We start from the raw sequence: 20,829 nt of genomic DNA on the forward strand, positions 1-20,829 counted from the left end.
GGCGTCGTGCCCGTCGCCGCCGTGGGGGTCCAGCACGTCGGCCCACATGAACGTGGCGGGCGGCGTGGGGGTGGCCGTCGGGTGCAGCGCCGCGTCGTTGCCGCCGGCGTAGAACAGCTTCGGCGCCGTGCCCTGCTCGGGCTTGCGGACGGTCACCTTGCCGGCGGCCAGGCGACGGCTGATCTCGGAATCCGGGTCGTCCAGGTCCCCCGCGAGGATGGCGTGCTCGGGGCAGACCACCACGCAGGCCGGCTCCTGCCCCACCTCGATGCGGTGGGCGCAGAAGTGGCACTTGGCCGCCGTGCCCGTCTCGGGGTCCACGTAGATGGCGTCGTAGGGGCAGGCCTGCAGGCACGCCTTGCACCCGATGCACACGTCCGGGTCGAACTCGACGATGCCGTCGGCCCGCTGGTACATGGCCGTCACCGGGCAGATGCGCACGCACGGCGGGTTGGCGCAATGGTTACAGCGCGTCACCTGGAAGTGGCGGCGGACGTTCGGATAGACGCCGGTCTCGACGTACTTCACCCACGTCCGGTTGACGCCGAGGGGCACCTGGTTCTCGCTCTTGCAGGCCGTCGAGCAGGCATGGCAGCCGATGCAGGCGTCGTTGTCGATCAGAAAGCCGTAGTTCATGGAGGGAGGCGGACCGGGACAGGGGCTGGGTGGATTAAACTTGTGATGTCAAGTGATGTCAGGTAAAGAAAGCGCTTTTGTACGGAGAATGCAAGAGGGTATGTATTCGAGATTCAGCGGAGGTCGGTCGGCAGGTCGTCCGGCCGGTTGATGTTGCGGAGGGGGGCGGCGGGGACGTCGACGAGGCGGACGGCCCCGAGGCGGTCGAGCAGGGCGTGGAGGGCCCGGCGTCCGGCGGCGAGTTGCTCGGCCACCACCGGGCGCACCGTGGTGGCATAGGCGGCGCAGAGGGGGTGCAGCCGCCCGTCCGGGGTGCGGGGGACGACGGCGTCGAGGCCGGGACGGCAGGCAGCCAGCAGGGTGCGGAGGATGTCTTCGGAGAGAAAGGGCAGGTCGCACGCCACGGCCAGCAGCCAGGGCGTCTCGGCGGCCTCCAGCCCGGCCAGCAGTCCCGCCAGCGGGCCGGCGCCCTCCACGGGGTCCTCCACCCGCCGCACCGGCAGCCCGTAATCCTCCTGGCCCGGGCGCACGCTCAACAGCACCGTACCCGCCACCGGCGCAACGACCCGGTACACCCGCTCGATCATCGGGCGACCCGCCACCACCGCGCGGGCCTTATCCGACCCGAAACGCCGGCCGGTTCCGCCTGCGAGGATCAACCCGGTGACGCTTTCCTTTTCCATGCCGAGACCGATACCCGGAGAACGCCGCTGTATGCTTTGCTCAAAAGAAAAGATATGCTTTTCTTCCGGACCGGCATGGTGTCCGCTGTCTGCCGGTCGTTTTTCGCTGTGCACACCGTTTTGCTGATTCGTACGCTCACATGGGGGCTGGTTCTCTGGGGAGTCACGGGCGCGGTCCGGGCTCAACCGGAGCCGGCGAGCCGAATGGCGGTCCCTTCGGTCTTCTCGGCCGAGTCCGGCCGGCCGTTTCGCCTCCATTTCACCCCGGACGAACACGGCGGGCACGCGCAGACCTGGTCGCTCGTGCAGGACGACCGGGGGTTGATCTACGTGGGCAACAACCACCGCGTGCTCGAATACGACGGCGTGGCGTGGCGGCACATCCCCATTCCGAACGAGAGCATCGCCCGCGGCCTGGCCCTCGACGACCACGGCACGGTCTTCGTCGGGGCGCAGGATGAGGTCGGCTACCTGGCGGCCGGGCGGGACGGCGTCACCCGCTACGTCTCGCTGCTGGACGCCCTGCCACCGGAAGACCGTGCCTTCGGGGACGTGTGGCGGGTGGTCGTGCTCTCGGACGGCGTCTATTTCCAGAGCACCCGGCAGATCATGCGGTGGGACGGCCGCCCGCCGATGCGGGTGTGGCGCACCGCGACGCGCTTCCGCCCGGCCACGGCGGTGCGGGACACCCTCTTCGTCTCGGAGGACGGCCGCGGTCTCCTGGCGCTCGCCGGCGACACGCTGGCTCTTGTGCCGGGCGGCGAGGTGTTCGCCGCCCGGCCGGTCTACGCGGTGCTGCCTCTGCCGGGCGGCGGCCTCGTCGTGGGCACGGCCTCCGACGGCCTCTTCCGGCGTTCGGGCGGCGCGTTCGTGCCGATGCCTACCGGCGCCGACGACGCGCTCCGCAACGGTTTTCTCTACACGGGTGTTGTGTTGCCCGGAGGCCCGCTCGCCTTCGGGACGATCCGGCGCGGCGGCGTCGTGCTCGCCCCGGACGGCCGGCTCCTGCGGCGGCTCGACCCGTCCACCGGCGTCCCGGAAGACCCCATCCTGAACCTGGCCGTCGACCGGGAAGGGGCGCTCTGGGTGGTGCAGGACGGCGGTCTCGTCCGCCTGGAAACGAACAACCCGATGACGGTCTTCGACGAAGCCCTGGGCATCGGCGGGACGGTGGAAGCGGTGGCCCGGCACCGGGGGCGGCTCTATGCGGCCACCCGCGAGGGACTCCGGCGGCTGGAGCCCGGTCCGGCAGGGATCCCCCGCTTCGCACCCGTGCCCGGCTTCGACGGCCAGATCTGGGACCTCGTCGATGCCGGGGAAACGCTGCTGGTGGCGAGCGCGGGCGGCGTGTACGCACTGCGCGACGGGCGGGCCGAACGCCTCCTGACGGCCGGCCATGCCTACACTCTGTACCCCGACCCCGGCCGGCCGGGCCGCGTCTGGGCCGGCCTGGGCGACGGGCTGGCCGTGCTCGAGCGCCGGGCCGGGCGCTGGGTGGCCGCCGGCCGCGTCGAGGGCGTCACCGAGGAGGTGCGATCCCTCGCCCGCACCGGAGCGCGGACGCTCTGGCTGGGCACGTCGTACCAGGGACTCGTCGAGGTGGTCTTTCCCGGTGACGAAACGGCCCCACCTGCCGTCTACCGGTACGGCCTCGCCGACGGCTTGCCCGAGGGCCGCATCTACCTCTTCCAGGTGGCCGGCGTGTGGAAGGCGGGGACGCTCCAGGGCCTCTTCGACTTCCGCAGCGAGCCCGGACCGGACGGCACCCGGCGGCTCGTGCTCGCCCCGGACACGGTCCTGGCTCCTGCCCTCGGCAACCCCGCCCGCGACTTCTTCCGCATGGCCGAGGACGCCGCAGGCCACGTGTGGGCGCGACTCGACGGCGAGACGGGCGTCTTCCTGCGGCAGCCCGACGGGCGCTACCGCTGGGTCTGGGATCGGACGCCTCTCCGGCGCATCTCGCAATCGACCTTTTCCTTCTTCCCGGAGCACGACGGCGTGGTCTGGATCGGGCGCAGCAAGGACCTGATCCGCTACGACACGCGGCCGGCCTTCACGCCGACGGTGCCGGGGGCGGTCGTGCTGCGGCGGGTCGCACCGGCGGACCGGGACACGCTGCTCTACGACGGCGGGCGCGTGGACGGGCGGCCGGTCCCGGTCCTCCCCTATGCGATGCGCAACCTGCGGTTCACCTATGCCCTCCCCTTCTTCGATGCCCCCGACGCCACGCGCTTCCAGGTGCGCCTGGTTGGGTTCGAAGAGCAATGGTCGGCCTGGAGCGCGGAGACGTACCGGGACTACACCAACCTGCCCGAGGGATCGTACCGTTTCCTCGTCCGGGCGCGGGACGTCTACGGGCGGATCAGCGAGGCCACGACGTTTGCCTTCACCATCCACCCGCCGTGGCATCGGACGGCGTGGGCCTACCTCGGCTACCTGCTGGGGGTGCTGGGTCTGGTCTATGCCGGGGCACGCTGGCAGCAGCGACGCCATCGTGCCCGCGAGCGGGAGCTGGAACGGCAGGTCCGGGAACGCACCGCGGAGGTGGCCCGCCAGCGCGACCAGCTCGAACGGCAAGCCGTCCGCCTGGCCGAACTCGACCGGCTCAAGTCCCGCTTCTTCGCCAACGTCACGCACGAGTTTCGCACACCGCTGACCCTGACGCTCGGCCCGCTCGAAGACCTGCTCGACGGGGACACGCTCCGTGATGAGGACGCCGAGCAGGTGCGCCTGAGCCTGCGCAACGCCCGCCGCCTGCTCCGCCTGATCAACCAGATCCTCGACGTCTCGCGCCTGGAGGCCGGGCGGATGCGCCTGCAGGCCCGCGAGGGCGACCTCGCCGCCTACGTGTATGAGCTGGCCCAGGCGTTCCTGCCCCTGGCCGAACGCAAGGGCGTGGCCCTGCTCGTCGACGTGCCGCCGGAGCCTGTGTTGGTTTACTTCGACCACGACCAGCTGGAGAAGGTCATTGGCAACCTGCTCTCGAACGCCTTCAAGTTCACCCCGGAAGGCGGTACGGTGCGGGTGACGGTGAACGCCGATGCCGAAGCCGCCGAGGTGCAGGTGAGCGACACCGGCCCGGGCATCGCCCCCGAAGACCTCGACCACATCTTCGACCGCTTCTACCGGGCCGACGAGTCGACGGCCCACCGGCAGCCGGGCACCGGCATCGGGCTGGCGCTCGTGAAAGAGCTGGTGGAGCTGCATGGCGGGACGATCCGCGCCGAGAGCACCGTCGGCGAGGGGACGACGTTCCGGGTCCGCCTGCCACGCGGCAGCGACCACCTGCACCCCGAACAGCGAGCCGGCATGGATCCGTGCGACGAAGGCTTCGACGAAAACGCGGAAGAGCGCCTCGTCCGCTATGCCGACCTCCCGCCGGAGCACCCCGCCGGCGACGGGCCCGAACCGCCGGAAGACCCGGAGGAAACGCCGCGGGAGGACCGCCCGCTCGTGCTCGTCGCGGATGACAACGCCGAGCTGCGGGCCTTCGTGCGGCGACACCTGGAGCCGGATTACCGCGTCGTAGAGGCCGGCGACGGTGCGGCGGCGCTCGACCTGGCCCGCGAGGCCGTGCCCGACCTCATCGTCTCGGACGTGATGATGCCCAGCCTCGACGGCGACGCCCTCTGCCACGCCGTCAAGACCGACCCCGACCTCGACTTCGTGCCCGTCATCCTGCTGACGGCCCGGGCCTCGATGGAAGGACGGCTCCAGGGACTCGAAAAAGGTGCCGACGACTACCTGACGAAGCCCTTCGCGATGCCGGAGCTCCGCGCCCGCATCGCCAACCTGATCGCGCAGCGCCGCCGCCTGAAGGCCCGCTGGCAGGGCGACGGCCTGCGCCTGCAGGCCACCGTGCCGGAGGTGACCTCGGCCGACGAGGCCTTCCTCCGGTCCGTCCTCGAAGCCGTCGAGGCGGAGATGGAGGACGAAACGTTCTCGGTCGCCCGGCTGGCGGGGGCCGTCGGGCAGAGCCGCGCCAACCTGCACCGCCGCCTCAAGCAGCTCACGGGCAAGACGCCGTCCGAATGGATCATGGCGCTCCGCCTCGAACGGGCGGCCGCCCTGCTGGCCGGTGGAGCCGGCACCGTCTCGGAGGTGGCCTACGGCGTCGGCTTCAAGAGCGTCTCCTACTTCTGCAAGTGCTTCCGCGAGCGCTACGGCACCACCCCGGCACGCTACCGCGAAACCCTCGGGGACGAGACGGGCCGGTAGCCCCGCTTCGCCCTCATGCCCTTCTTTTCGCCCGTTTCCGGGCATTTGCTACCGGAGTGACATGATTTGAGACGAGGGTGTTATGCCCTTACGGGGAGGATGGACGAGACTGGAGGTATCGCACACGCGCCCTCCCCTTCCTCGCACCGTCCGCGCCCGATGGATGCTCCTGCCGACCGCTCCGAACCTTCCGGCTACGACATCCTGGTCGTGGACGACAATGCCGAGATGCGGGCCTATATCCGCCATTGCCTCCGGGACTTCGAAGGCGGCGGGCATCGCATCCGGGAGGCGGCCGACGGGCAGGAAGCGCTCGACGCCCTCGCGGGACACCCCTGTGACCTCGTCATCACCGACGTGGTCATGCCCCGCATGGACGGGCTGACGCTCGGCCGGCTGGTGAGCGAGCACTACCCCGGCGTGCCGGTCCTCTTCATCACCGGCGAAGCCCCGGCCGACGCTCGCCGCCGGGCGGCGCGTCTCGCCACGGGGACCGTGCTGCCCAAGCCCTTCAACGGGCGCAAGCTGTGCCGGGCCCTCGATCACTTGCTTCATCCCCATTCCTGAAATCGTTCGACGTCTCTTGCTGGTCCTCACCCCCCCTTTCGTCATGAATAGATCCACTGCCTCCCGTCTCGCCGTTCTGTTGGTGGGAACCGTGCTGTTCGTGGCGGGGATGCCCGCACGCGCCCAGGACACCGTCCCCGGCACACGGCTTGCCTTCGACGGCATCGACGATTATGCCAGAACCAACAATGGCATCCCCTTCGGGGCCACCTACACCCTCGAAGGATGGTTTCGCACCGACGGAGATGCGATGAGCGAGGCGGAAGACCTCCTCAGCGGGGCCGTACCCGGTGGCACGTACATCCTCCTCGAAATCCGACCCTCGGGTCAGATACGCTACCTGCATCGCGTGCCGGCCGGAAGTGTGGGCGGGGCGGAAGTCCTCTCTCCGGCCACCGTGAACGACGGCGCCTGGCACCACGTGGCCGCCGTCATGGACGGCACGGAGATCCGGCTCTACATCGACGGCGTGCTCGAAGCCTCAGCCCCCGAAACGTCGGCCATCAATGACAATGTGAACGTGTACCTGGGCAGCCTGGGCGATGGAGGCGGGCGCTTCTTCGGCGGAGGCATGGAGGAGGTTCGGGTGTGGAACGTGGCACGGACGGAGGCGGAGATCCGCGAGGCGATGCACCGCACGCTCAGCGGAACGGAATCCGGCCTCGTGGCCTACTGGCAGTTCAACGAGGGCGCCGGCTCGACGGCCGCCGACGTCGTGGGCGGGCACGACCTGACCCTGCAGAACGGCACCGCCTGGGCCGGGTCCGACGTGCCGGTGGCCGGGGGCGTGAGCGTGACGCAGACGGAAGCCGACGGCCTGGTCGACTTCGCGGCAGCCGGCGTGTCGATGAGCTACACCGTGCAGAGCGGCGCTTCGGTCACGGTCACGCGTCTGGATGCGGCGCCGGCGGTCGTGCCGGGTACGCTCGTGACGCCGTTCGACAGCCAGTACTGGGCCATCGAGCGCTATGGAACGGACACCTTCAGCGCCTCTGTCACCTTCACGGTGAGCGAGGACCTGACGATGGCCGACGAGGCCGACCCGGGACGAATCAAGCTGTTTCGTCGGTCGAGCACGGCGGGTATAGAACCGTGGGGCATAGTGGCGGCGGCTACGAGCGTAGACGCCGCGGCAAACACGGTGACGTTCGAGGGGATCACGGCCTTCGGGCAGTTTCTCGTCGGTCGCAGCGGCACGCCCGATCCCATCGCCGGCACGTTGCTCGACTTCGACGGCGTCGACGACCGCGCCCACGCGGCGACGGATCTCAACCTGGGCGCTACGGACATCACCGTCGAGGCCTGGGTACGCCGCGGCTCCACAGACACCAACGATTTCTTCTTCTCGTACGGGGATGTCGGCGAGGGGCGCAACCAGGGTCTCTCGATGGGATACCGGCCTACCAATGTTTTTGCCTCTGGATTTGCGGGCGGAAACGACCTGGACACGCCGGTGGCCTACACCGACACCGGCTGGCACCACTGGGCCGGGGTCTACGTCCGGTCGACGGGCGAGCGGCGGCTCTACCGGGACGGTGTGCTGGTGGCCTCGGATGTGACCGGTGAGCCGTTCGAGGAAGTGGATGCCCCTGAACTTTTCCTGGGGCGCTTTTTCCTTCAGGCGAACTCGGACTTTGGTGGTGATCTGGAGGAACTGCGGGTGTGGAACACGGCACGGACGGAGACAGAGATCCGCGAGGGAATGCACCGGACGATGACGGGGACGGAATCGGGCCTTGTCGCCTACTGGCAATTCAACGAAGGTATCGGTACCACCGCGGCCGACGTCGTCGGCGGGCACGACGTGGCGTTGCAGAACGGCACCGCCTGGGCCGAGTCCGACGTGCCCGTGGCTGGAGGCGTGAGCGTGACCCGGACCGAAACCGACGGGATGGTCGACTTCTCGGCGGCCGGCGTGACGATGGACTTCGCCACGCAGAGCGGCGCGCAGATCACCGTCACCCGCCTCGGTGCGGCGCCGTCTTCCCTGCCCGAGGGCGGCTCGGTCGAGACGGTCCTCGACAGCCAGTACTGGATCATCGAACGCAATGGCCCGGGCAGCTTCGAGGCCGACGTGACGTTCACCGTGGCCGAGGACCTGACGGGCGACGTGGCCGGGCGCATCCTGCTCTTCCGCCGCGACAGCCGCGCCGGCGCCGACGCCCCGTGGGAACAGGTGGGCGCGGCCGATAGCCTCGATGCTACCGCCAGAACGGTCACCTTCCGCGGCCTGACGACCTTCAGCCAGTTCGCTCTCGTGCGCGCGCCGGCGGCTGAGACCGTGCCGGGTTCGCTTCTCACCTTCGACGGTGTCGATGATTATGTTGAGATACTGGACAGCCCCGACTTTGCCTTCGACCGGGACAGTTCGTATACCGTCGAAACGTGGGTGCGCTATACGGGCACCGGCGGAAGCGGCTCCGGCGACGGGGCCATCATCGAGAAGTGGAGCGGCGGGGCGGCCTCCTATCCATTCGTCCTGCGGGTCAACCGGCAGGAACCGGGACAGGTGTACTGCGCCGTGTGGGATCAGAGCACGGGTATCTCATCCCGGTCCCAGGGGAACCTCAACGATGGCGCCTGGCACCATCTGGCGTGCGTGCACGACGGGGCGAAGCGCACCCTGACCCTCTACGTGGACGGTGAACCCCAGGAGGTGGCCTCGACGGCCTCCGTGGGGTCGCTCGCCAATACCCATCCCATCTATTTCGGACGGCGTGGCGGTCACCTGAACGAATGGTTCGGCGGGGATCTGGAGGAGGTACGCATCTGGCGCGTCGCGCGGACGGAAACCGACGTTCGCGAAGCCATGCACCGGACCCTGACGGGCACGGAGCCGGGCCTGGTGTCGTACTGGCAGCTCAATGAAGGGACCGGCACGACGGCCGCCGACATCGTGGGCGGGCACGACGGGACGCTGAACGGCGGCACCGCCTGGGCCGCCTCCGACACGCCCGTCGGCGGCGGCGCGAGCGCCACGGCCACGGCGGCCCTCGGCCCGGTCAACTTCGCCGCGGCCGGCGTCACGATAAACTTCACGGCCAACACCACGGCGGACCCGATCATCGTGACGCGCCTCGACCTCGACCCGTTCGATGCACCCGCCGGCGCGGCGCTGACGTTCCTCGGTGGGCGGTACTGGGTCGTCGAGCGCTTCGGCGACGGCGCCTTCGAAGCGTCGCTCACGTTCACGCTCGACGGCCTGACGGCGGACGACGCTGCCAATCCGGGTCGCCTCAAGCTGCTTCGCCGCGACAGCCGGGCCGCGGGCGGCACGTGGTCCGTCGTCGCCCACGGCCTCGCGGCGGACGCCGACGCGGGCACGGTCACGTTCCCCGGCGTGACCGGCTTCAGCCAGTTCGCCATCGCACGGGGGGGCACGCCCGGCACGCTCGCCGGAACCGCCGCCGACTTCGACGGCACCAACCACCTCGACGTGGGCGACCTGGGCGACTTCGGGCGACGCCTGAAGACGGCCACCGTCTCGTTCTGGATGAAGAGTGCTTCGGCGGCGTCCGGCTCGATCATGAAGGTCGAGGTCGATCCGGCCACGCCCACCGCGCCGGTCTTCGCCATCGAGGCCAACCGGCTGCTCTCGGCCGGCTGCACCGTGGGCGACGGCGCGGGCGCGACGCTGTTCTACGTGCGCGATAGCGCCGGGCGGGTGCTGGCCCGCCACATCACCGCGGACCTCTACGACGGCACCTGGCACCACGTGGCCTGGGTGCTCACCGACGCCACGGCCAACCAGATGACCGTCTACGTGGACGGCGTCGCGCAGACGCTCAACGGCACGTGCTCGCAGTCCCCGGCGACGTTCGTGGACTGGGGGCAGCCGCTCTTCCTGGGCGCGGCCTCCGCCGCCGGCACCGCCGAAGACCACGCCGCCGTATCGCTCGACGAGGTGCGGTTCTGGACCCGCGCCCGCACGGACCGGCAGGTGCGCGAGGCGATGCACCATCCCCTGACCGGCGCGGAACCGGGCCTCGTCGCCTACTGGCTGTTCAACGAGGGGACGGGCAGCACGGCCGCCGACCTCGTGGGCGGGCACGACGGGACGTTCGCGGGGGGCGACGGGTGGACGCCCGCCACGATGCCTTTCGGACCGGGCGTCTTCGCCCAGGAGACTGAGGCTGGCGGTCCGATCGACTTTGCCGGAACCGGCCTGGCGGCCGACTACCTCTCCCACAGCGGCTCCGTCGTCGGCGTCGACCGGATCGACCAGACGCCCGAGAATCCGCCGGGCGGGACGGCCATCGAGGTGTTCGAGGGTACCTACTGGCTCCTGACCCGCTACACCGGTGGACCCTTCACGGCCGACCTGACCTTCACCACGACGGGCTTGACAGCCACCGACGCCGCCGCGCCCGGCCGGATCAAGCTCTTCCGCCGCGAGGGCAACAGCGACGGTACCTGGACCCTCTCGGCCAGCGCCGTCGCCGTAGATGAGGCCGCCGGTACGGTCACGTTCTCCGGCGTCTCGAAGAGCGGGCAGTACGTCCTGGCCCGCGGGGAGGAAACACCGGCCGTGGCCGGCACGGCCCTCGACTTCGACGGCACCGACGACTTCGTGCGCGTGCCCGGCCTCGTGCTGCCCAACACCTTCACCCTCGAGATGTGGATCAACCCGCAGAGCGGCACCGACGGCCGCGCCTTCATCGCCAAGGATACCGGCAGCGACGGCGGCGGCTTCGGCAGCGAGGACCTGTTCAACATCGGCTTCTATGAGGGCAATCTGAGGGTTTTCCTTCGAAACCAGAAGCTCCTGGCGGGCAGCCGCGTCACCGGGCAGCAGCACCTGGCCGTGGTCGTGCAACAGACCGGCACCTCGTCGCTCGTGACGGTCTACCGCAACGGCGTCCAGGTTGCCCGGGGCACGCTCGCGGCCGTCCTCGATGACGACGGCTCCGGAGCCGACTGGACGTTCGGGCAGAACTGGGTGCTTCAGGCGCTGGCGAAGGCCCAGACCGACCCGCCCGCCGGCGATTTCTTCGACGGCACGCTCGATGAAGTCCGCATCTGGACGACCGCCCGCACCGCCGCGCAGATTCGTTCGTCGATGCACCAGGTTTTTGGCGGCACCGTCGACGGGCTGCTCGCCTACTGGACGTTCAACGAAGGCACCGGCACCACGGCCGTCGACCTGGTGGCCGGGCAGGACGGCACACTCGAGGGTGGTACCGGCTGGGTGATCTCCGGCGCGCCGATCGGCGAGGCCGTCGTGGCCACCCGCACCGAGGCCGGCGGTCTGGTGGACTTCTCGGGCACCGGCCTGCAGGTCGACTATACCGCCCAGGACGGCGCAACGGTCTACGTCAGCCGCGTCGACGGGGCGCCCAACACCGTTCCTTCCGGCGTGACGCCCTTCGACGGGCAGTACTGGGTCCTCGAGCGCTTCGGCACCGGCGCGTTCACGGCCGATCTGACCTTCACCCCGTCCGAAGAGGTGGACGGGTACGACGAACTCCTGGCGGGTCGCCTCAAGCTGTACCGCCGCACCGGCGGGGCGGACGGCGCGTGGACGCCCGCCGCCGAGGCCGCCGAGGTCAACCCCTTCACCGGCACCGTCACCTTCCGCCGCATCAGCCAGCCCGGGCAGTACCTGCTCGTCCGCAGCGACGCCCGCGCCCTCGTCCTCGACGGCGTCGACGATGCCGCCACAACCACGCTGGCCGAGGATCTGGACTCGTGGACGCTGGAGGCCTGGGTGAAGGCCGACGCGGCGCCCTCCGCCGCAAAGACCACCGCCCTCGTCGAGCGCGGCGCCAACTACGCCCTCTTCTGGGATCATCCCGACGCGACCGCACGCGGGGCCGCCGCCCTCACCATCGGCGGCACGCGGCACACGGCCTCCTTCGGCACACTGGAGGCCGGGCGCTGGTACCACCTGGCCGCCTCGTACGACGGCGAGACCCTCCGCGCCTATCGCAACGGCCGGCTCATCACCCAGAACGAGGACCCGTCCGGCCCGCCCGACGCGGACCCGTCCACGCTCGTCATGGGCCGCCACCAGGCCACCGGCGAGCACTTCGCCGGGCAGCTCGACGAGGTGCGGCTGTGGGACGTCTTCCGCACGGGCGACAGGATCCTGGCCGACATGCAGCGCACGCTCGCCGGCGACGAGACCGGCCTGGCCGGCTACTGGCGCTTCGACCTGGCCGTGGGCGCCGGCGCCCGCGACCTCACCGGCGGCGGCCATGATGCCACGTTCACCGGCACGCCGGTGCTGGTGGCCTCCGGCGCTCCCGCCGACCTCGTCTTCCCCGGCGACGTCGCCGCCACCGACGGCGTCTTCGAGGATAAAACCGAGATCACCTGGCCGGCCCTGAACCTGCCCGACGTGACGGTCAAGATCTTCCGGGACGGCGCACAGATCGCCGTGGCGTCGAGCGACCGGACCCTGTATGCCGACATGAAGGGCACGCGCGGCACGGAGCACACCTACTGCCTGGTGCTCTCGGCCCCCTTCCGGGCCGACTCCGAGCCCGTCTGCGACGCCGGCCGCCGCATCCTGTTCGCCCCGGACGACGTGGCCGCCACCGACAGCACACTGAGCGATCAGGTCCGGATCACCTGGGTGGACCGGTCGGCGTTCGAGACGGGCTTCAACGTCTACCGCGACGGCAGCCTGCTCGCCACGGTCGAGGCCGGGGTGCAGAGCTACAGCGACACGAGCGCCGCCGGCGGGATGACCCACACCTACTGCGTCGAGGCCGAGGACGCCGACGGCATCCCGTCGGAACAGGGGTGTGACACCGGCAGCCGGGGCTTCGTCCTGCCCCCGCTCGCCGTCGCCGCCACCGACGGGCAGTACCCCGACCGCGTCGTCGTCACCTGGACCGACCAGGCCCCGGACGAGACCGGCTACCGCATCACCCGCGACGGCGTCGAGCTGGCGACACTGGCCGCCGGGACGACCTCGTACGACGACCTCACGCCGACCTCGGGCGTGGCCCACACGTACTGCGTCGTCACGCTCAACGGCAGCCTCGAATCGCTGCCCGCCTGTGACCAGGGCGGTATCGACATCCTCCCCGCGCCGGGCGACGTCACCGCCACGCGCGACACCTTCGATGATCGCGTCGAACTCACGTGGACCGACCCGATCACGTTCGAGGACGGCTTCCGCGTCTACCGCCGCGACCTCGCCGGGACGGACTCGACGCTGCTCGTCACCACCGATCCGGGGGTGAAACGCTACACCGACCCCGACGCCGAGCCGGGGGTGGACTACCGCTACTGCGTGACCACGCTGAGCACGGCCAGCGGCAGCGAGGTCGAATCCGTGGCGGCCTGCGCCGGGGGACGCCGCTCGCGGGTGCTGGCCCCCACGAACGTGGCGGCCACCGACGGCGACCACGAGAACCGGGTCGTGCTCACCTGGCAGAACCCCGCCACCCGCGCGGTGCTGATGAACCTCTACCGGGTGGGAACGGACACCACCCTCATCAAGACCGTCTCCTCGGCCCTGACGAGCTACGAGGACTTCGGGCAGGCCTCGGGCACCGTGTACGCCTACTGCGTTTCGGCCGTCAACGAGGAGGCGGACGAGACGGCGAAGGTCTGTGACGAGGGCCACCGCATGCTGGCCGCCCCGACGAGCGTGGCCGCCACCGACGCCGAGAGCGAGGATTACGTCGAGGTGACATGGGTGGACAACTCCGGGATCGAGCAGGGCTACCGCGTCTACCGGCAGGCCGCCGGCGAGCCGGTTCGGGTGCTCGTCGGCACCACCGGCGCAAGCCAGGCCTCGTTCCAGGACTTCAGCGGCGCCTCGGGCGTGACCTACACCTACAGCGTCGTCGCCTTCGACGCCTACAGCGAGTCCGACGCCGGCACCGACGAGGGCTTCCGCACGCTGGCCGCCCCGACGAACGTGTCCGCCGCCGACGGCACGGCCGAGGACCGCATCCGGATCACCTGGATCGACAACTCCCGCGCCGAGGATGGCTATCGCATCTACCGCCGCACGCTGGCCGACGAGGACTCCGTCGTCATCGCCGAGGTGGGCAAGAACCGGGGCGTCTACGAGGACGCCACCGTGGTGCTGGGCGAGACGTATCGCTACAGCGTCGAGGCCTTCGACGCCCACGGCACCTCGGCGGCGGGCTCGGACGTGGGCACGACCGTGCTCTTCGCCCCCGAGACGTTCAATGCCTCCGACACCTACACCGGCCGCGTCGTCCTCTCGTGGATCGACCGCTCGGCCGTCGAGAGCGGCTACCAGGTGCTGCGCGACGATGTCCTCATCGCCACCACCGCGGCCGGCGCCACGACCTACATCGACTCGACGGCGGCGGGTGGCGCCTCATACACCTACTGCGTCCGTGCCACCGGCGGGCTGGCCTTCTCCGAACGGGCCTGCGACGCCGGCACCGCCATGGCCGGCGACCCGATCCCCGCGCTCGGGGACAACGGCGTGGCCGCCTCCGACGGCGCCTTCGACACCCGCGTGCAGATCACCTGGTCCAACGCCGGCGTCGATGCCTCGCAGGGCCTGCGCATCCGCCGGGATGGGGTGGAGATCGACCAGACCGGCGCCGGGGCGACGTCCTACAACGACTTCGACGCGGCCCCGGGCACGCTGGCGCTCTACTGCGTGGAGTCCGTCGCCACGGGCAGCACCGCGGGGTGCGACTATGGCTGGACGCCGCCCGACGGCTCCATCAGCGGCCGCGTGGCCTCCCGGCTCGGCGGCGGCATCGGCGACGTGGCCGTCTGCCTCGCCCCCAACCCGAACAAGGCCCTCCTCTTCGACGGCGAGGGCGGCACGGCCGTGGTGCAGGGCGTGGCGCTACCCGACTCGTTCACCGTCGAGTTGTGGGTGCGTCCGGCCGCGCTGACCGGCCGGCAGGACCTGATCGCCCTGCCGAACCTGCGGCTCGGCCTCACCGGCGCGAAGCTGCGCCTCGACTACGGCACGGACCGCATCGAAAGCGCCGACCTGGTCACCACCGCCTGGCAGCACGTGGCGCTGACCGTCCACCAGAACCGCACGGGCCCCACCAGCGACGTCAGGCTCTACCGCGACGGCATCCTGGTGCTCACGACGACCTTCAACCAGGTGCTCGACACGGGGACGCACGACTGGTCCTTCGGCGGTGACACGACGAACGGGGACCACTTCAGCGGGCGTCTGGATGAAGTGCGGTGGTGGAACGGCGTGAAGCCGGCTGACGTCCTCGCCGCCTCGGCGGCCGAGGCCCGCCCCCTCACCGGCAACGAGGACGGCCTGCTCGCCTACTGGCCGATGGACCAGGGCGCCGGCCGGATCGCCGGGGACCGCTCCGGCGGCAACGCCCACGCGGCCTTCGCCGGCGGCGTCTACTGGACCGACGACAGCGCCCCGCTCGAAGCCTGCGGCACGACCGACGCCGAGGGCAACTACACCGTGGCCGGCCTCCGCTACGGCAGCGGCACCACGTTCACCGTCACCCCCCGCCTCGGCGCCCGCGCCTTCGACCCGGCCTTCAAGAAAATCACGCTCAACGCCAACAGCCCCGTCCAGAACGAGGTCGACTTCACCGACGTCTCGGCCTTCACCATCGCCGGCACGGTGCAGTTCGCCGGCACCACCTGCCCCGTCCCCGACGCCGACGTATACCTCGACGGCGTCTTCAAGGGCAAAACCGAGTCCGACGGCACCTACAGCATCGCGGCCGACATCGGCGAGCGCATCGTGGAGGTGCGCCGGGGCGAAGCCGGCGACGCGCATCCCTTCACACCCGCTTCGGCCACCGTCACTGTCGAGGACGACGTCTTCGGCGTCGACTTCACCGACGGCAAGACGCGCCGGCTCTCGGGCTACTTCGGCGGAAGCTGCAACACCGGCATCGGCACGGCCACCATCCGCATCTTCACGGCCGACGGCTGCTTCGAGAAGGTCATCGAGACCAGCGGCAACTACGCGGTCGAGTTGCCGCCGCAGAAGTACCTGGTGCAGGTGACCGGCGTCGAGACGACGAACACGCAGCTCAAGGCGGACATCCTCGCCTTCTTCGACAACCTCGGGGCGCAGGAGGTGGACCTGACCGAGCAGGCGGACACGCTCGACCTGATCTACCGCGCGCCGCTGGCACTGGCCCTCAGCGGCTTCCCGGATCCGCCGGCGGCCTGCAGTGCCGGCTTCAACGGCGGCAGCCTCCCGGCTGTGCCGGTGCTCGCGCAGGGCGTCTCCTACCCGCTCACGATCACCGTCGTCGAGGACTACGGCAACGGGCAGACGTGCCCGCTCGAAGAAGGCACCCTGACCGTGACCGACGGCCTCGGCAACGAAACCGTCGTGACCACGCTCGACCTCGTGGACGGCGCAGCCATCTATACGACCACGGCCGGCCCACCGGACATCTTCAGCGGGCGCACCATCGACGGCGTCAACCGCTCCTTCCAGAAGTCGCTCCACGTCGTTGCCGAGGTTGAGGGCCGGACGCCGGTCAGCGAGACGACCTGGGCCCTCATCGAAGGGGCCCGGGCCCGGACGGCCACGTTTGTCTCCGCCACGACGGGCGAGATCCCGCTGATGATCCTGCACGACCCGCCCGGCAGCAACTCGTACAGCTACCTCGAGAAAGGAAGGACCGTCTGCAACAGCGTCAGCCACATGAAGCTCTCGGGCGGCGATGCCGGTGTCGAGTTTGACCTCGTGCTCGGCTTCAAGTCGGCAAACGGCCTGGGCGTGATGATCGAAAGCGGCGCCGGGCTCGCCGTGCGCGGCCGGTTCGTGGGCGGGCAGGACGTGACCGAACTCGACCAGAATGACGGCAAACGCTCGCTGGAGATCTGCGCCACGGCAACGGAACGCTTTTCGACCTCCGACGACCCGACCTGGGTCGGCGAAGACCTCTTCGTCGGGGTGGCCTTCAACCTCATCTTCGCGGAAGCCGACGTGCTTTCCGCCGATGCCGCCGCCTGCACCGTCGAACTCTCGGAAACACTCGCCACGGACTTCGACGAGGTCGAGCCCTTCGAGACGGTGTACGTATATGGCGCGAGCCACATCGCCTCTTCGCTCATCCCGGAGCTGGAGAACCTCATCGCGCTGGCGGGAGAAGACGCTGCGATCGAGCTGATCGAAGAGATGGACCTGTCTCCGCTGATCGGAGGCGATCTCGGTGAGGCGACGTTCCAGACCAGGCGGCTCCTGCTGACGGAAGCCCTGGCCTACTGGCAGGGGATGCTCGACCGGAACGAAGCAAACAAGGCCCGGGCCCTCGAGACGCCGTACATCAACCGCTCGTTCAGCGGCGGCGCCACGTTCGAATACGCGCTGAATGAGGTCGAGACGGAAACCACCTTCGCCCGAACGACCCGCACCTACTTCGAAAGCAGCGGGGGCGTCGGCAGCGTGCTCACGGGAGCCGGGTACGACCAGACGGGGCTCATCGTGTACGACGCCCGTCACGAGGTGACCAAGGACACGCTGGCGACGGACGAGGAGACCCATCTGATGGGCTACGTCCTCTCCGACGGCGACACGGGCGACTTCTTCTCGGTCGACATCGGGAAGGATCCCGAGTACGGCACGCCCGTCTTCGGCACCGTCAGCGGGCGCAGCTCCAACCCGTGGGAGGCCAACACGCAACGGCGGGACTATCCGAAGCTGGAGATCAGCCCGTCCGCGCAGTTCGACGTGCCGCCGGACGAGTCGGCCATCTTCACCCTCTCGATCCTCAATGCCAGCGAGAGCCAGGAGCGCCGCGAGTACATCCTGGACGTGCTGCGCGAGTTCAATCCCGGCTCCGCCGTCATCGGCATCACGGGGGACCCCATCGGGCAGGAGCGCTTCCTCGTTGAGCCCGGCCAGGCCATCAACGTGACGCTCGCCGTCGACCGCGGGCCCGAGCGGTATGCGTACGACAGCCTCGCCCTGATCCTCTACCCGCAGAAGGAGTTCGAGATCTGGCAGGCCGATCCGCGACAGCCCTTCGTCATGGCGGACACGGCCTTCTTCAGCGTCCACTTCGCCGCTCCGTGCAGCGAGATCGCCATCCTTCGCCCGAAAGAACACTGGATCTACGACGCCGCCATGGCCGAGGCCGGCGACTCGGTGGAGGTCATCCTGCACGACTTCGCGCTCCAGGAGGCCGACGCCGACCCGGTCGAAGCCATCGGGCTGGAGTACCGCCTGCAGGACACGCCGGACTGGCTGCCGGCGCTCCAGGTGCAGGCCTCCACGCTCGACCCGGAAGCCACCTCGTACGTGGCCTCGTGGAAGCCGCCGGCCGACGGGCGCTATGAGGTGCGGGCCTTCGCGTCGTGCCCGGGCGGGACGACGTACTCCGAGCCCTTCCCCGGCACCGCGGACACGAAGCGGCCCGAACCCTTCGGCACGCCGCAGCCCGCCGACGAGACCCTGGCCCTGGGCGACGACATCGCCATCACCTTCAACGAGGACATCGACTGCGCCACCGTCAGCACCACGGGGCAGTTTCCCAACGTCCGGTTGAGCTACCTCGACGGCCCGGATGCCGGCACGGCGATTCCGGTCGAGGCCGCGTGTGACGGGCGGACGATCATCCTCGAGCCCGGGGTCGAGGCCGCCTCCCTGGAAGGCCGCCTGCTGGAGACCCGCCTGCGGGCGAACGTCGTCGACGGGCAGGGCAATCCGGTCGTAATCACGGACGCCGTGGGGAACGGCATCGCCGAGGACATCGCCTGGACGTTCACCGTGCGGCAGAGCGCCTTCACGTTCAGCCCGGTCAACCTCGACTTCGCGCTGTCCCGGGGAACGGGGGCGCTCGTGGTCACGAGCCTGGTCAACGGCCGCGCCCAGCCGATCGACTTCACGCTGCCCGCGTCGTTCGACCTGGTGCTGGCCTCCGACACGACGGTGAAGGTGCCCGTGGCGCCGTCGGACACGGCCGGGACGCTGGTGGCCGGCGGCAGCCGGGCCATCCGGATGACGCTGCCCGACACGCTGGCGCTGGGCACGTACAGCGGCACGCTGCTGGCCTCGGCCACCGACGCCGGGGGCAACAGCCTGGGACAGACGCCCTTCTTCCTCACCACCGAGGTCGTCTGTGCCCCCCCGGCCTGGGAGGTCGATCCGGCCGCCTTCGAGCATTCGATGACGCTCACGGCCCAGCTCTTCTTCGACGGCGCGGCCTCGACGGACACGAGCGACGTGCTGGTCGCCTTCGTGGACAACGAGGCGCGGGGCGTGGGCCGCGTCGAGGCGGTTTCCCCCGGCGTCTACCGCATCAACCTCCTCATCTACAGCAACGTGGCCTCGGGCGAGGTGGTCACGTTCCGCGCCTGGGACGAGAGCACGTGCACGCTGCACACGGAGACGAGCAAGACGCTCGTGTTCGAAAGCGGCGCGGTGCACGGCAGCTTTGCCCAGCCCGTGCCGGTCCAGGCGCCCCCGGTCGTCGACGAGCAGGCCATCCCGCTGGCGGCCGGGTGGACGTGGTTCTCGCTCAACAAGCACCCGGACGACACCGACGTGAGCGCCGTGCTGGGCGACCTGGCCGCCGTCGAGGGCGACCTGGTCAAGAGCCAGGCCGCCTTCAGCCTCTACGACGACCGCTTCGGCTGGGTGGGGACGCTGCCGTCGCTCGAGGCGGGACCGGCCTACCTGATCCACCTGCAGCAGTCGAACAGCCTGACGGTGACGGGCCTCGCCGTCGACCCCGCCGCCGAGCCGATCGACCTGGTGCCCGGATGGAACTGGGTGGGCTACCTCCCCGCCGCGCCGATGGACGTCAACACGGCACTGGCCTCGCTCGACGCGACGGCAACCCCCGGCGACGTCATCAAGAGCCAGTTCGCCTTCGCCCAGTACGTGGATGCGACGCTTGGCTGGGTCGGCTCGCTGACGACGATGGAGCCGGGCCTGGGATACCAGATCCAGGTGGCCAGCGCCGGCACGCTGACCTACCCGGGCAGCGAGGCCGCCCGCGACCTGCCGCCGCCGCTCCGGGTGATGGTCGTCGACCGGACGGCACCGCCCCGGCGCGTGGCGAAGGCGGTGGCGCTGGCGGAGACCGCCGGGACGGAGCACGCGGCCGGGTCCACCGGCAAGACGGCATCCCTGCAGGCGCTCCCGGCCCGTGAAGAGGCCAAAGAACACCGGGAAGACGCCGCCGGGGGACCGGACTGGACACTCGACCCGAAAGCCTATCCGTTCTCGATGAGCGTGGTGGCCGAGCCGGTAGTGGACGACCTGCCGCTGACGGCGCCGGGCACCCGGCTGGGCCTGTTCGCCGGGGACGAGCTGCGCGGCGCCGGCCAGGTGCGCTACGTGCCGGGCCTGGAGCGCTACCTGGTCTTCGCGATGGCCTACGGCGATGAGCCGGTTGAGCTCACGGTGCGGCTCTACGACCCGATGCGGGGCAAGGTGCTCGACGCCGGCACGGTCGCCTTCGAGCCGGACACGGCGCTGGGCACGCCCGCCGAGCCGCTGATGCTGGCCGTGACGACGGAGGCCACCGAGGACCTGCCGGCCGTCTTCGCGCTGGCCCCGGCCTACCCCAACCCGTTCCACCCGGCCACGAGCCTTCGCTATGACCTGCCCCGCCCCGAGCACGTCCGCCTCGAGGTGTACGACGTGATCGGGCGGCGCGTGGCCACGCTCGTCGACGCACGGCAGAAGGCCGGGCGGTACGAGGTACGCTTCGACGCCCGCCACCTGGCCAGCGGCGTGTACGTCTACCGCCTCCGGGCCGGAGACTTCGTACAGACGCGCAAGATGGTGTTGCTCAAATGAGGCCTCGTTTCATGCAAA

At 70.2% G+C, this 20,829-nt stretch carries 5 protein-coding genes; 3 read left to right on the forward strand and 2 right to left on the reverse strand.

Features of this window, described 5'->3' with window-relative positions; all coding sequences use genetic code 11:
- A partial coding sequence (locus GQ464_RS04765) for a 4Fe-4S dicluster domain-containing protein (protein ID WP_228350599.1) occupies window positions 1-636 on the reverse strand: 636 nt, incomplete at its 3' end.
- 113 nt (window positions 637-749) lie between these two features.
- Complete coding sequence (mobA, locus tag GQ464_RS04770) at window positions 750-1,319, reverse strand: molybdenum cofactor guanylyltransferase (RefSeq protein ID WP_166975953.1); 570 nt, start codon at window positions 1,317-1,319, stop codon at window positions 750-752.
- A gap of 204 nt (window positions 1,320-1,523) precedes the next feature.
- Between mobA and GQ464_RS04775 the strand changes: the two genes are divergently transcribed.
- The 3 genes from GQ464_RS04775 to GQ464_RS04785 all read left to right on the forward strand — a co-directional run bounded on the left by GQ464_RS04775 (window position 1,524) and on the right by GQ464_RS04785 (window position 20,811).
- Window positions 1,524-5,537, forward strand: coding sequence for an ATP-binding protein (locus tag GQ464_RS04775; protein ID WP_166975958.1), 4,014 nt, complete (start codon window positions 1,524-1,526; stop codon window positions 5,535-5,537).
- Between the two features lie 159 nt (window positions 5,538-5,696).
- Window positions 5,697-6,104: a response regulator gene (locus GQ464_RS04780; RefSeq protein WP_166975964.1), complete on the forward strand. Its 408-nt coding sequence runs from the start codon at window positions 5,697-5,699 to the stop codon at window positions 6,102-6,104.
- 43 nt (window positions 6,105-6,147) lie between these two features.
- Window positions 6,148-20,811, forward strand: a complete 14,664-nt coding sequence (locus GQ464_RS04785) for a LamG-like jellyroll fold domain-containing protein (protein ID WP_166975971.1) — start codon at window positions 6,148-6,150, stop codon at window positions 20,809-20,811.
- Window positions 20,812-20,829 lie beyond the last annotated feature (18 nt).

This window comes from Rhodocaloribacter litoris, assembly GCF_011682235.2.
Classification (GTDB): domain Bacteria; phylum Bacteroidota; class Rhodothermia; order Rhodothermales; family ISCAR-4553; genus Rhodocaloribacter; species Rhodocaloribacter litoris.